This is a genomic window from Nocardioides cavernae (assembly GCF_013410035.1).
GTDB lineage: Bacteria > Actinomycetota > Actinomycetes > Propionibacteriales > Nocardioidaceae > Nocardioides > Nocardioides cavernae_A.
In genome coordinates this window covers 268,371-281,983 of sequence record NZ_JACCBW010000003.1, presented here as the reverse complement: position 1 = coordinate 281,983, position 13,613 = coordinate 268,371, and the positions used below count along the sequence as shown (strand labels likewise).

Sequence of the window (13,613 nt, the reverse complement as noted above, 5' to 3'; positions counted from 1 at the left end):
GTAGGGTCGGAACCACCAGCGCGAGCACGAGGACACGAGGGGGCGCGGTGCGACATCATGACGTGCTCATCGTGGGCGGAGGCAACGCCGGGGTGTCGTTGGCCGCGCGCCTGCTACGCGACGGCGCGCCCGACGTGGCGCTCGTCGAGTCAGAGACGGTGCACCGCTACCGACCGCTGCTGAACTACGTCGGCGCCGGCGAGGCCGTGATGGCATCGCTCGAGCGTGCCGCCTCGGACGTGGTCCCGGACGGGTGCACCTGGATCAGCGATCGAGTCGTCAGCGTCGACCTCGAGCCCACGGGTGAGGTCCCGGGGCCGGTGGTGCACACGGGGGGCGGTCCCGTCAGCTGTCGCGCCCTCGTGCTGTGCACCGGCCTGGAGGAGGACTGGGACGCGACCCCCGGCCTGGCCGAGGCGTACGCCGACGGATGGGCCGCGTCCACGTTCACGATCGACGGCGTCACCCGGGTGTGGCCGGCGCTCAGCGGGCGGACCCGTGGCCGGGTGCTCTTCACGGTGCCGCCCGAACCGGCTCCGTGCGCGGCGACCGCCCTCAAGCCGTTGTTCATGGCGTGCGACCACTGGCGACGCGCCGGCGTCCTCGACGACATCGACGTGACCGTGGTCCTCCCACGGAGCACACCCGTCGGCGATGGAGGAACGGACCACATCCTGGGGGCGGCGTTCGCGTCGTACGGCGTCGCCGTCGTGCGCGACGCACGGGTCACGCGGGTCGCTCCGCACCAGGTGAGGGTCCGCACTCCTGCAGGTGAGGTCGAGCTCGACGACGTCGACTTCGCCCACGTGGTGCCGCACTACCGAGCACCGGACTGGGTCGTCCGCTCGGGCCTCTCGGACGGGTCGCCTGCCGGGCTGGTCGACATCGACCCCGAGACCTTGCGGCACCGCGCCCATCCGGCCGTGTGGTCCATCGGTGACGTCGCCGCCGTCGCGACCCCGCCCTCGGGCGGCGCACTGCGCAAGCAGGTCGAGGTGCTCGCCCACAACCTCGCAGCAGCGGCCGCCGGCAAGGACGGTCGCGAGCTCCGGCGTTACGACGGGTACACCGTCATGCCGATCACCACCGGACGTCACGAGCTCATGCTGCTCGAGGTGGACCGGACCGGGCGTCGCGTTCCCACGGTCCCGTTCCCTGATCTCGTCAGACCCCGCCACTCCACGTGGTTGCTGGACCGCTACGCGTTGCCGCAGACGTACTTCAGACGCATCCTGCGCGGCAAGGTCTGAGTCAGCGCAGGGACAGTCTCGATCTGCCTCTGGACGTCGGCGCCCAACCGGAACCACCCGATGGGCGGTACGGGCGCCCACGGCGGCATGCGCAGACGACCGCGAGTCCGATCCCCAGCAGCGACAGCGTCTCGACCGAGCCGCTCGTGTCCGATCCTCGCGAGAAGTACGCCCCTGGAGCGTGACGAATCGGGCGCTCGACACGACCAACGTGCGTCGGACTCGTGCGAGCCCGGCTCCCGACCGAAGGAGAGGAGCGCCCGTCATCGGACACCACCACCTGCGATCGCGTCCTCGAGCGGGAGGCGCTCCATCGCCCGTCGCGTCGTGAGGGAACCGGCACCGTGGACGTCCGGCTCTCGTACGCCACGAGCACTGGTCGTGGGACGCGCAGGCGGCGTGGGCCACCGCCTCGCGGTCCTGCTCGCCTGCGGCGGACTGGACTCGGTGCACGTGACGAGTGCGGACCAGGCTTTCACAGACGATGCTCCCGTCTCCGCTGATCTCGTCCTGATCGAGTCGGACCCGCCGCATGTCGTCGGTGTCGCGGTGTGTTCCGAGCTGCGCCGGCGCGGTCATGCAGGAGGCATCGTGATCGTCGGGGACCACTACGACGAGCTGGCGGTGGTGGCGGCCCTGGACGCAGGCGCCGACGACGTCGTGTCACAGCCCTGGACCGTCGCCGAGCTGCTGTCGCGCGTGCGCGCGGTGCTGCGGCGCCTGGAGCGCGAGGGACGCAGCGGTACGGATGCGGCGGAGGCACTGAGCGTCGATGACGATCGCCACTCGGTCAGGTGGGGAGGAGTCGTCGTCACGACGACCGGGCGTGAGCACGAGGTGCTCCTGGCGTTGATCGCCCACCGCGGGCGCGTCGTCACCCACGAGGAGCTGATGCGTTCCATCTGGGGCCCGGAGTGGTCCGGCAGCCCGATGGTGCTGAGCGCCGCCGTCACGCGACTGCGGTCCCGGCTCGCAGCCGCGGGCGCCCCCGACGTGATCGAGAATGTCCGAGGCGTCGGGTTCAGGTTGTCGGTCGGGCACACCCGAGGGACATCGGCGCGCGACACGGGCTCCATCGAAGGATGGAACGTGCCGTGATCCCTCCTCCGGCCCTCGCGAGCAGGGGCAGGTGATTCCTAGCGTCGTGGACGTGCCAGATCCGGTCCACGACGAAGGAGCAGCTCCCATGTCCCACACCCGCACCACGTCCCGACTCCGTCGAGTCGCACTCGCAGCCGTCCTGGCATCGGTGACCGCAGGACCCGTCCCCGCATCCGCCGTGGCCGTCCAGGACTCCGTCCGGCCCGACGCACCGGCGCCCACCGAGACCAGGTCGAGCGGCGTCCAGTCCCGCCTCGAGCGGCTGCTGTCCGAGACCGGGCTGCCCGGCGCCATCGCGACGGTGAAGGACGGTGAGGGCAGGACCCGCACCTACGTCGCCGGCACCGCGCAGATCGGCACCGACCGAGCCATCGATCCGAGGTCACGCGTCCGCATCGCCAGCAACACCAAGATGTTCACCGCGACGGTGGTGCTCCAGCTCGTCGCCGAGGGCCGGGTCGGGCTCGACCGCTCGGTCGACACCTACCTGCCCGGCCTGGTCCGCGGCTCGAGCAACGACGGCCGTCGCATCACGGTGCGTCAGCTGCTCCAGCAGCGCAGCGGACTGCCCGACTACGACTCGCTGGTCATCGATGCCGGCGGTTCGTTGGACGCGGTGAGGCACACCTACGTCGAGCCGCACGAGCTGCTCACCGCCGCACTCGCCGAGCGACGCCACTTCCGCCCCGGCACGAGGTGGGCCTACAGCAACACCAACTACGTCCTGCTCGGCCTGCTGGCCCAGAAGGTCACCGGCCGTCCGGTGGGGGAGCTGATCACCCGCCGCATCATCGAGCCGCTCGGCCTCGCGGACACGTACTGGCCCGAGGTCGGGGAGCAGGGCATCCGCGGGCCACACCCGCACGGCTACCTCACCGAGGCGCCCGGGGATCCGTGGACCGACGCCACCCGGCTGGACCCCTCGCTCGGGTGGGCGGCCGGCCAGCTCGTGTCGACACCGGGGGACCTGGGTCGCTTCCTGCAGGGCCTCATGGGAGGCGAGCTGCTGCCCGTCGACCTGCTGGCCCAGATGAGGACGGGCGTCCGCGCGCCGCACTTCGACGCCGAGCCCGGGTGGCGCTACGGCCTCGGTCTGGCCTCGCGCACGCTGAGCTGCGGCGTGCGGGCCTGGGGGCACGGCGGCGACATCCAGGGGTTCGAGACCCGCGACCTGATCACCCGCGACGGCCGGTGGGCCACCGTGGCCGTGACGGCGCTGCCCGCGGACCTGGAGACGGTCGCTGCGGTGAACCGCACCGTGGACGACGTCATCTGTTCCTCCTGAGCCGGTCCGTCCAGCGCACCGACGCCCGATGTTCACCCGGCCGGTGCACGCGCGTCGAACGGGGTACGGCAGACTGCGCTCGCCCGAACCAAGAGGACGGAACCACCGCCATGGCAACTGACTACGACGCCTCCCGCAAGAGCGAGGAGGAGCAGAAGGAGGAGAGCCTCGAGGCTCTCCGGCTCGCTGCGACCGACAAGGACGCGAGCTCCAGCAAGATCGACGAGGACGAGGCGGAGGCCGCGGAGTCCTTCGAGCTGCCCGGCGCGGACCTGTCGAACGAGGAGCTCAGCATCGAGGTGGTGCCGAAGCAGGACGACGAGTTCACCTGCTCCGTGTGCTTCCTCGTGCACCACCGCAGCGCGCGCGTGTCCGACGACCCGCTCCTCTGTCGCGACTGCGCCTGAACCCCAACCGCCTGAACCCCGACTGCGCCTGACCACGACGGGGTCAGGGCGAGGGGCAGGGGCGCCCCGGCCGGGCGGCCCCCACGTCAGGCGTACCGGCGGGGCGGGGTCCAGTGGCGGCCGAACTCGAGGTCGAAGGACGCGGGTTCGAACGGACTGTCCCCGCCCGCCGGGAAGCTCGAGAGCTCGCCGAACACCACGCGGTCGGGGAGGTCGTAGAGGTCGACCCGGACGAAGTCGGTCTCCTCGGCGAGGCGCTCGGCGATGCGGATCATCTCCGGCAGCCGCTCGGGTCGCGGAAGGGGTGGGTCCGCCCAGCCGTGCCCGCCGCTGAGCGGGAGGTGGTCCCAGTCGGGGGTGAAGAAGTCCTGCGTCCGGGCGTCGAAGCGGCCGCGGTCGACCTGCACGTAGCGGACGACTCCGTGGAACACGAAGAACTTGTAGTCGTCGGGGACGGTGCCGGTGGGACCGGTGAGGAACTCCTCCACGACGAGCCGCCGCGGGACGTGGCCGTAGGCCCACTCCCGGTTGGGGCCCTGGCCGTACAGCTTCGAGAGCCAGACCTCCGCGAGCGCGCTCAGGTGACTCGTCGGGGCGTGCTCGGGCCGCACGTGGTGGTAGGTCCAGGCGGCGTCGAGGTCCGGGAGGCGGGCCTCGGGCTGCGCCTGCTCCGAGACGATGACGGCGACGCCGCTCCCGTGCGTGGGCTTGAGCACGAAGGCGGGGGGCAGGTCCACGCTGCACAGCTGCTGAGGATCGTCGAGCACATGGTGCAGCCGCGGCAGGACGTGGGTCCCCACACGAGCGGCGACGTAGTCGCGCACGGCGTGCTTGTCGGAGAACGTCACCATCAGCGCCCGGTGGTCGCGCAGCATCTTGTAACGGACCTTCTCGGTGAAGGTGCGTGGGCGCGAGGTGCGCCACAGCCGCCACCACCGGACGAGTCGGCTGCGTTGGCGCCACGCGACCGGCCGACCGGGCGGGGGCGTGGGACGTACGAGCGCGGTCACGCGAGCGGTGCTCGTGACCGCTCGTCGACCACGCCGTCGAGGTAGCGCACGACGACGGCCAGCACGGCTGCGACGGGCACCGCGAAGAACGCGCCGGTGATGCCGAAGAGCGTGCCCCCCAGCGTGACCGAGAGCAGCACGACGGCCGCGTGCAGGTCCATCGACTTGGACTGCAGCATCGGGGAGAGGACGTTGCCCTCCAGCTGCTGCACCACCACGATGAGCGCCAGGACGAGCAGCGCCCCGGTCACACCGTTGGACACCAGCGCGATCAGCACCGAGATGATGCCGGCCACGAACGCTCCCGCGATCGGCACGAAGCCCGCAACGAAGGTGAGGACGGCGAGCGGGAGTGCAAGCGGGACGCCGATCACGGCCAGGCCGGCGCCGATCAGCACCGCGTCGATGAACGAGACCAGCGCCTGCGTACGGATGAACCCGCTGAGCGTGTCCCACGAACGCTGACCCACCGCCTGGAGGTGGCGGCCGGCGGTGGGGCCGGCGAGGCGGCCCACCCACGGCAGGAACCGCGAGCCGTCCTTGAGGAAGAGGAAGCTCAGGATGAGGACGAGGACGAGGTTGACCAGGCCGTTCGTCACCGCGGAGACACCGGTGAGCACGCCGGTCGCGATGCTCCCGGCCGATCCGGACAGGCGCTCCTGGAGCGACTGGAGTCCCGCGTCGACCTGTTCCTTGGAGACGAAGTCCGACTCCTGCACCCAGTCCTGCACACGCTGCAGGCCGCCCGTGGCCCCGTCGACGATGTCGCTGCCCTGCGACGTGACCGACGGCGCGATCGTGAAGCCCACCGCCACGACGAGGAGGATCGCCCCGATCATGGTGACGGCGGCGGCCAGCGCGCGGGGCAGTCGCGCCCGGGTGTGCAGCACCCGGGACACCGGCGAGAGCACCGTGCACAGCAGGAGGGCCATCAGCACCGGGAAGAGCACGACCCAGGCGTACTTCACCACGAGTCCGAGGAGGGCCGCGCCGAGGGCGATGGCGATCACCCGCAGGCTCCACCGCGCCGTCCACGCCACACCGTGGCCGATGGTCTGCTCGCGCGACGGCGGCGGGGGCTGCACGTCCTGGCGGACACCCCCGTCGGGCTTCGACGAAGTGGTGGTCGACGACTCGGTCCTGCTGAAGAACTTCACGCCGGACCGTACCCGCACGCCGGGCTCGCGATGAGTCCCGGGGTGGCCCGGGTCGACCGCGCGGCCGCCACGTCGAGGTCAGGCTCGGACGTGGGGAGCAGGCGCTTCAGCCACGACCTCGCCGGTGAGGCCGTCGACGAGCTGGGTGCCGTCGCGGGCGGACCGGAGTGCGCGAAGGGCGATGGCGCGCCGGTCGTAGGAGTCCGGCTCGACGTCGGGGTCGGTGCCCACGCGGGGTGGGGACAGGACCCATCGCCGCGGTGCTCGCACGCCCCGTGCCGCGCGCTCGGGTCCGGGGTCGCGGTCCGCCGTCGCGACGTAGTCGGCGTGCAGCGCCTCGGCGACCCGGCCCGCCAGGACCGGTCCGATGCCCGGGTGGGAGCGCAGGCCCTCGGGCGCCGCCGCAGCGACCCCCGCCAGGCTGCCGTAGGCGTCCAACAGGCTCCGCGACATCGTGGTGCTGATGCCCGGCACGACCGACAGCATCACCTCGGCCTGGGCCGAGGGGTGCCGCGGCACGCGCCGGGGTCCCTCTGCCCGGACGGTCGCCGCAGGCCGGCGGGCTCGCTTCGCGAGGCGCACCAGCCAGGCGACCGAGTCCTCCACGTCGAGGCTGTGCAGGACGGTGAACCCGTCCTCGACGAGCCGGCACACGGCCCCGCGCCACGCATCCTCGGCGACGAAGCGCGGCTCGCCCTCGATCAGCAGGACCGCCTGCACGAACGTCGACTGCAACCGCACCGCCTGCTCGAACAGCCGCCCGTCACGGATCGAGGCACCCAGGTCGGACGGCCCCTTGCGCTCGACCGCGAGGCCCGGGCCCAGGACGTAGTCGCCGACCGGGAGGTCGGTCAGCTCCACCTCGAGTCCCGCCGCGACCAGCGCTTCGGGGATGCCGCTGCCGCGCTCGCGGTGGTCGACCAGCACCGGACCCGTCTCGTGCACGCCTCCGACGTTACCCAGCCGCGCATCCGCGCATGCGAGGCCGGGTACGGCATCGCGTCGCCCTGCCCGACGCGGGGCCCACCAGGAGGAGTCCCATGAGCTCGACACCGGCGAGCAGCGCGCAGCCCCCTGCCCTGCGCCTGGCGGTCCTCGGTGACTCCATCGCCTGGGGTCAGGGCGCCGCCACTCCCGACGACCGGCTGGCACCACGGCTGACCGGAGCACTGCGTGCGCGCGGTCTCACCGTCGCCGACCGCGTCTTCGCCGAGCCCGGGGCCCGCAGCCGCGACCTCGGCGCACAGGTCGACCGTGCCCTCACGTGGCGCCCGCACGTCGCGCTGGTCGTCATCGGCGCGAACGACGTGACGCACCGCGAACCGGTGCAGGCCGCGGCGGCCGCGCTCGAGCAGGCAGTGCGCCGGCTACGCGGGTCCGGCAGTGAGGTCGTGGTCGCACCCGCGCCGGACCTCGGCGCGGTCCCGCACGTCCCGGCCGCCCTGCGCCAGGTGGTCCGCGCCGCGAGCGAGACATTGCGGCGCCGTCAGGCCGACGCGGTGGTCGCCGCGGGCGGGCGCGTCGCGGATGCCGACCAGCGGGCGTCGCAGGCCTTCGGCTCCGACCCGGCCCTCTTCTCGGCCGACCGGTTCCACCCCTCGTCCGCCGGGTACGCCGTGATCGCCGACGCGGTCCTGCCCGCGCTCGACCTCGCTGTCCGGAGCGCCGCGCGAGCGCAGGGACCCGCAGGGCCGCAGCTCCCCTGACGAGGTCTCACGTGCGTACGACGGCGGCCAGCAGGCCGAGGATCATGAGCACGCCCCAGAGCTGGAGGCATCGCAGTGCCCAGTCCTGCCGGCGTCTCGTGCCGAGGCTGCCGCCGGTGAACCGCGATGCCGGGTCCGCGTAGAACACCGGGACCACGGTGCCCGGGCCGACGTCGACCTGCAGCTCCCGGACGCGGGCGGGGTCCCACCGTGGCGCGGCCCGCACCACGTGCGGTCCGGCCGGGACCTCGAGCAGGTTGTCCCCGATCCCCACCGGGACCCGCACTCCGTCGACCTGCACCCACGGCACGTGACGGCCGCTGCCGAGCGTCGGTGGGCGCACGTGCAGGCGGATGAGCCCGTCGGGCTGCGCGGAGGGGTCGGCGGTCACGGGCCCATTGCAGCAGGAAACGACCTGCACGGGTGACCTTTCGGTACGCCCCGCCCCGCACCGCCACCGCTACGGTGACGCCATGGCGCTGCGACGTACGTGGACCACCACGGTGTGGTGCACGTGGGTCGCCGCCAGCGCCCTCCTCACGGGGATCGCCCTCGCGTCGCCGGAGGTCGGAGGGGACCTCGCCGGCGCTCCGGGTGCCGGCAGCGTGGCGTGGGCGTGCGGGCTCGCCCTCGTCGCGGCCCAGGCCGCAGCACTCCTGTGGTCTCCCCGCCGTCCGGCTCTCGCCCTGCTCCTGGTCGCTGCGGCCGCACCCGCCGCGGCCCTCTTCCTCGGTCCGGCCGCCGGCTGCACGTCGGTGGCGGTGCTGGTGGCGGCGTTCCGGGCGACGCTCGACGTCGCGGCTCCGCGCACGTGGCAGACCCTGGCGGCGGCCGTGCTCCTGGTCGGCGTCGGTGACCTCCTGACGAGGATCGGGCTCGGGCCAGCGGGGCCGTCAGCGGTCGTGGGGGCCCTCGTCCAGGGCGTGGGCACCGTCGGGATCGCCGCGCTGGCCGGGACGATCGTCGGCACGCGTCGCGAGAGCAGGAGGGCCCGGGAGGAACGGGACCGGGCCGCGGCGCGGGAGCGTTCGGCGCTCGTCGAGGTGGCGGTCGCCCGCGAGCGCACCGCGATGGCGCGCGAGCTGCACGACATCGCCGCGCACCACCTGACCGGGATCGCCGTGATGACCGGCGCCATCAGCAGGCAGATCGACCGGGATCCCGAGGGCGCCAAGCGGGCCGTCGACCAGGTGCGCGAGCAGAGCACCGAGATGCTGCGGGACATGCGCGGCCTGGTGGCCCTGCTGCGGCCCGCGTCGCACGGCCCGGACGGCACGGACTCCGACGGGGGAGCCGTCCAGCAGCACTCGTTCGACGGCGTTCCGCAGCTCGTCGCGGACGCCACCGCCCGCGGTGGGCTCGTCGACCTGGTCGTCCTCGAGCCCGAGGGTGAGGACCCGCGCGACCGGATCGGCCCGCTCGCGCAGCTGTCGGCGTACCGCACGGTCCAGGAGGCGCTCTCCAACGCGGCGCGCCACGCACCCGGCAGGCCGTGCCGGGTCGAGGTCGACGCGCGTTCCGCGGACGGGGTGCAGGTGACCATCACGAGCGAGATGGCGGGCGACGGCGACGGCGCCGGTCCCGGACGCACCGGGTTCGGGCTGGTGGGGATGCGCGAGCGTGCCGAGCTGACGGACTCGCGCGTGACGTACGGGCCCGAGCAGGGACACTGGGTCGTCCGGCTCCGGGTGCCGGCGCGCGACGACCGGGTGGTCGCTCGTGCGCCTGACGCAGGGACCGGGGCAGGGACCGGGGCAGGGATCGAGGCAGGGGAGACGCGGTGAGCGGGACGAACATCCGGGTGGTGGTGGCCGACGACCAGCCGCTGGTGCGCGCAGGGCTGACCACCCTGCTCGACCTCGAGGACGACATCGAGGTCGTGGCCGCCGTGCCCGACGGTGAGGAGGCGGTGCGGGCCACTCGCGAGCTGACGCCGGACGTGGTGTGCCTCGACATCCGGATGCCGAGGCTGGACGGGATCGCAGCGGCGCGACAGATCTGCGGCCCGGACGTCGAGTCGCCCACGCCCGTGCTGATCCTCACGACGTTCGACATCGACGACTACCTCTTCGGTGCCTTCGAGGCAGGCGTGTCCGGCTTCCTCCTCAAGGACGCCGAGGCGTCGGTCGTCGTCGACGCGGTGCGCTCGGTGGCGGCCGGCAACGGGACGATCGCGGACAGCCTCACCAAGCGCGTCCTGGGGGAGCTGGTGAGCCGCAGGAGCATGCACCCCGTCACGGCGGCCCGCGCCGACGAGGTCCTCACCGCCCGCGAGCGCGAGATCGTGCTGCTGCTGGCCGAGGGCCTCTCCAACGACGAGATCGCCCGTGCCCTCGTCGTCGAGACCTCCACGGTGAAGTCGCACCTGGCCAGGATCCTGCCCAAGCTGGGCGTCAGGTCGCGCCTGCAGGCGGCGGTCTGGGCCTACCAGAACGGGCTGGTCTCGATCGGGGGATGAGCCGCTTGCATCGAAGGATGCACGCGGACGGGTTCACCACAACGGCTCTCGTCCGAGGGGGTCGCCGGTTCCTAGCGTGACGGCATGTTCACGTTGCGGCAACGCCCACCCCAGCCCGGACCGACACCCGCCCTCCGACCCGGCACCGGCGAGCAGGCCGTCGTCAGCCTCGCCGGGGTCTGGAAGACCTACGACGGGGCCGTCCCCGTCGACGCCCTGCGGGGGGTGGACCTGCGGCTCGCGCCCGGGTCCGTCACCGCGGTGATGGGACCGTCGGGGTCCGGCAAGTCGACCCTGCTCAACGTCGCCGCGGGCCTCGACACCCCCACGCGGGGCACCGTGGTCGTCGGCGGCCACGACCTCAGCACCCTGTCGCAGGACGCCCTGACCCGCTTCCGCCGTGGGCACGTCGGCTTCGTCTTCCAGGGCTACAACCTGCTGCCCCACCTCGACGTGGTCTCGAACATCGCGTTGCCCCTCGTCCTCGCCGGGCGGCAGCTCGACGCCGGGTGGGCCGCCGAGCTCGTCGGCCGGCTCGGCCTGACCGGGCTCGAGCAGCGGCGCCCCGGCGAGCTGTCGGGAGGGCAGGCGCAGCGGGTCGCGATCGCCCGGGCGCTCGCGACGCGGCCGGCCGTGATCTTCGCGGACGAGCCGACGGGGGCCCTCGACTCCCGCTCGGGCAAGGACGTGCTCGCCCTGTTCCTCGAGGTCGCCCACGAGCTGGGCCAGACGCTCATCATCGTCACGCACGACGCCTCGGTCGCCGCGGCCGCCGAGGAGGCCGTCCTGCTCGCCGACGGCCGGATCGCGGACCGCGTCCCCTCGCCCACGGCGGACGGCGTCGCGGCACGCCTCGTCGAGCTCGGGAGGTGAGCGGGATGTCTCGTGACGTGTCGGGCGGGCGCACCGTCCGCGACGAGGAGGTCAGCCCCGGCGACCGTTCAGGCACGTGGCGGCTGGCGAGGTCCTCGGCCGTCGCCCACGCGTCCGACCTCGCGGGGACCGGCCTCGTCCTCGCCGCCGCGGGCGCCGTCGTGTCGCTCACCGGCGTGCTCCTGGAGACGGGGTTGCGCGCACCCGCCTCGGACGCGGCCCCGGGGATGCTGACCGCGCTCGCGTCGTCGTACGCCGGCACCGCCCTGGTGGTGCTCCTCATGGTCGTCACCTCGACCGTGGCGCTGGCCCTGGGCCGACGGGTCAGGCAGCTGTCCCTGCTCCGGACGGTCGGGGCCACCCGCAGCCAGGTCCGGGCGATGGTGTCGCTCGAGGTCGCCCTGCTCGCCCTCGTCGCGGTGCCTCTCGGCGCGGTCCCCGGCACCTGGGGCGCCCGCCTGCTCGTCCCCCTCCTCGTGGACGCGCAGGTGCTCGCCCCCGGCGCCCGCCTCGTCCTGTCGCCGCTGCCGTCACTGGGTGCCCTCGTCCTGATCGTGCCCGTCGCCCTCCTCGCCGGTCGACTGGCCGTACGTCGCTCGCTGCTCGGGCCTCCCACCACGGCCGTCCGCCTCGCCGTCGTCGAGCCCGACGGCATCGGCCGAGCACGCAAGGTCGCCGCGGTGCTGCTCGCCCTCGGCGGTCTCTCCGTCGCGGGAAGCCCCGTCCTGGTGCCCGGCACCGTCGGGGCGGCCTCCGCAGCCGTCTCCGCACTGCTGCTGGTCGGGGCCGCCGCTGCGGCCGGACCGTGGCTGGTGCACGCCGCGTTCTCCCGGCTCGCGCCCCTCTCCGGCGCCGGCCCCCACGCCTCGGCTCGTCTCGCCCTCGGCAACGTCGTCGGGTTCTCGCGTCGCCTGACCGCCGTCGTCGTGCCCCTGGCGCTCGTCGTGGCCGTCGGCACGATGTCGGCCAGCGTGGACGGGGCGGTCGAGCGAGCCGCCCACCAGCAGCTCGCCGACGCCCTGCGCGCCGACCTGGTCGCCGTCGCCCCGGGTGGTGGCACCTCGCAGGACCTCGAACGCCTCCGCGAGGACCCGGCCGTCGCCGACGCGGTCGCGCTCGGGTCGGCGCCGGTGCAGGTGCGGGTCGACGCCGACCTGTCGGGGCCCCTCGCGTGGGAGACGACCGCCGTGGCCGTGGTGGACCCGTCCCGTCTCGGCGACGTCGTCGACCCGGGCTTCACGACCGGCGGCGCACCCGACCTCGCCGTCCCCGGCACGGTGGCGCTGAGCGCCGACGCGGCCTTCGAGCTCGCCGCCCACGTCGGCGACGAGGTCGCCGTGCGGGTCGCAGGGCGGGACGTCGACCTGCGGGTTGCGGCGGTCCACGACCGGGGCCTGGGGCTCGGGGGACTCCTCGTGAGCCCTGCCACCGCCGCAGCAGCAGGGGCGGACGTGTCGACCGACGTCGTCCTGGTTCGCGCGGCCCGCGGCGCCACCGCCGGATCCGTCGTCGAGGCGGTGGAGCGCACCCTCGGCGCCCGCGTCGACGTCACGCCGGTGGACGCGTGGGTGGACGAGGCGGTGAGCTCCGACGCCGCGAGCCAGCGGCTGTCGTCCGTCCTGCTGCTCGCGCTGCTCGGCTTCGTCGCCCTCGGTGCCGGCAACGCTGTCGCCCTCACGACCCGCAACCGGCGCGACGAGCTCGTGCTCCTGGGCCGCACCGGGGCCACGCGGCGGCAACGCATCGCCATGGTGGTCATCGAGGCGTCGATCGCCGCCGCCGTGGCGTGGGCGCTCGGCACCCTGAGCGTCCTTCCGGCCGCGATCGCCGTCAACCTCGCCCTCCTCGGCGCCACGGCGCCGGCCCTGCCGCTGGCGACGTTCGGCGGGCTGTCCGCGGCGATCTTCGTGGTGGCGCTCAGCGCGGCGCTGGTGTCGGTCCTGCAGGCCACCCGCGACGGGTCGCGAGGGCCGCTGCGGGTGGGGCTGCCCGGGCGCTGACGGGGCGCTGTCGGGGCGCTGTCGCCGAATGGCCTTCCCCGCGAACGTTGCTAGGGTCGGGCACATGGAGGCGACCGGGGTGCTCGAGGCGACTGCGCCCGACCGTACGCACCTGCCCTCCCACGTGCCGTCCGGGGCCGCGCTGCTCGCGATCGAGCTCAGCGAGGAGGCGCGCGGCATCCGTGGCCTCGACGTGCTGCGCCGCAGCGTCGACCGCGCCCCTCCCGTGGGCTGAGCCGACTCCTCCCGGGTGACGACGTCTCGTCGCCCGCCCGTGGCGCACCCGCTGCGCCCCGTCCGCCGCACGCCGCGTCAGCGGCGCTCGCGTGACGGACGACCGCGCCAGTGCACACCGATCCAGCCGTG

Annotated in this window: 14 protein-coding genes; 10 read left to right on the top strand and 4 right to left on the bottom strand. The window is 73.8% G+C overall.

Annotated features, from left to right (window positions below; translation table 11 throughout):
- The first annotated feature begins 47 nt into the window (after positions 1 to 47).
- The 4 genes from F4692_RS16295 to F4692_RS16280 all read left to right on the top strand — a co-directional run bounded on the left by F4692_RS16295 (position 48) and on the right by F4692_RS16280 (position 4,043).
- Positions 48 to 1,250: an FAD-dependent oxidoreductase gene (locus F4692_RS16295; RefSeq protein WP_179620760.1), complete on the top strand. Its 1,203-nt coding sequence runs from the start codon at positions 48 to 50 to the stop codon at positions 1,248 to 1,250.
- Positions 1,251 to 1,649: 399 nt separating this feature from the next.
- Positions 1,650 to 2,348 carry a response regulator transcription factor gene (locus F4692_RS16290; protein ID WP_179620759.1) on the top strand — a complete coding sequence of 233 codons (699 nt, stop codon included), beginning with the start codon at positions 1,650 to 1,652 and terminating at the stop codon, positions 2,346 to 2,348.
- Between the two features lie 151 nt (positions 2,349 to 2,499).
- Positions 2,500 to 3,636 (top strand): serine hydrolase domain-containing protein, encoded by a 1,137-nt coding sequence (locus F4692_RS16285; RefSeq protein WP_308645345.1) that lies wholly within the window; start codon positions 2,500 to 2,502, stop codon positions 3,634 to 3,636.
- Positions 3,637 to 3,746: 110 nt separating this feature from the next.
- Entirely contained in the window at positions 3,747 to 4,043 is a 297-nt protein-coding gene (locus F4692_RS16280; protein ID WP_179620757.1) for a DUF4193 domain-containing protein, read from the top strand.
- 86 nt (positions 4,044 to 4,129) lie between these two features.
- Here the strand turns inward: F4692_RS16280 and F4692_RS16275 are convergent, their stop codons facing one another.
- From F4692_RS16275 to F4692_RS16265, 3 genes are all read right to left on the bottom strand, one after another.
- On the bottom strand, positions 4,130 to 5,053 hold the full coding sequence (locus F4692_RS16275) for an ATP-grasp fold amidoligase family protein (RefSeq protein WP_218858652.1): 924 nt from the start codon (positions 5,051 to 5,053) through the stop codon (positions 4,130 to 4,132).
- Positions 5,050 to 6,210, bottom strand: coding sequence for an AI-2E family transporter (locus F4692_RS16270; RefSeq protein ID WP_179620756.1), 1,161 nt, complete (start codon positions 6,208 to 6,210; stop codon positions 5,050 to 5,052). Before F4692_RS16270 ends, F4692_RS16275 begins: the two co-directional genes overlap by 4 nt.
- Positions 6,211 to 6,288: 78 nt before the next feature.
- Positions 6,289 to 7,155 (bottom strand): ERCC4 domain-containing protein, encoded by an 867-nt coding sequence (locus F4692_RS16265; protein ID WP_179620755.1) that lies wholly within the window; start codon positions 7,153 to 7,155, stop codon positions 6,289 to 6,291.
- 95 nt (positions 7,156 to 7,250) lie between these two features.
- On the opposite strand from F4692_RS16265, the gene F4692_RS16260 reads away from it, so the two are divergent.
- Entirely contained in the window at positions 7,251 to 7,916 is a 666-nt protein-coding gene (locus tag F4692_RS16260) for an SGNH/GDSL hydrolase family protein (RefSeq protein WP_179620754.1), read from the top strand.
- Positions 7,917 to 7,923: 7 nt separating this feature from the next.
- Here the strand turns inward: F4692_RS16260 and F4692_RS16255 are convergent, their stop codons facing one another.
- Positions 7,924 to 8,307, bottom strand: coding sequence for a hypothetical protein (locus tag F4692_RS16255; RefSeq protein WP_179620753.1), 384 nt, complete (start codon positions 8,305 to 8,307; stop codon positions 7,924 to 7,926).
- 82 nt (positions 8,308 to 8,389) lie between these two features.
- Between F4692_RS16255 and F4692_RS16250 the strand changes: the two genes are divergently transcribed.
- The 5 genes from F4692_RS16250 to F4692_RS16230 all read left to right on the top strand — a co-directional run bounded on the left by F4692_RS16250 (position 8,390) and on the right by F4692_RS16230 (position 13,482).
- On the top strand, positions 8,390 to 9,700 hold the full coding sequence (locus F4692_RS16250) for a sensor histidine kinase (protein ID WP_179620752.1): 1,311 nt from the start codon (positions 8,390 to 8,392) through the stop codon (positions 9,698 to 9,700).
- A complete protein-coding gene (locus tag F4692_RS21875; protein WP_179620751.1) occupies positions 9,697 to 10,374 on the top strand; it encodes a response regulator in 678 nt (225 codons plus the stop codon). The genes F4692_RS16250 and F4692_RS21875 overlap by 4 nt, the downstream gene beginning before the upstream one ends.
- Positions 10,375 to 10,458: 84 nt before the next feature.
- Complete coding sequence (locus F4692_RS16240; protein ID WP_179620750.1) at positions 10,459 to 11,247, top strand: ABC transporter ATP-binding protein; 789 nt, start codon at positions 10,459 to 10,461, stop codon at positions 11,245 to 11,247.
- Between the two features lie 5 nt (positions 11,248 to 11,252).
- Positions 11,253 to 13,247 (top strand): ABC transporter permease, encoded by a 1,995-nt coding sequence (locus tag F4692_RS16235; RefSeq protein ID WP_179620749.1) that lies wholly within the window; start codon positions 11,253 to 11,255, stop codon positions 13,245 to 13,247.
- Between the two features lie 64 nt (positions 13,248 to 13,311).
- Positions 13,312 to 13,482, top strand: coding sequence for a hypothetical protein (locus F4692_RS16230; protein ID WP_179620748.1), 171 nt, complete (start codon positions 13,312 to 13,314; stop codon positions 13,480 to 13,482).
- Positions 13,483 to 13,613: the final 131 nt, after the last annotated feature.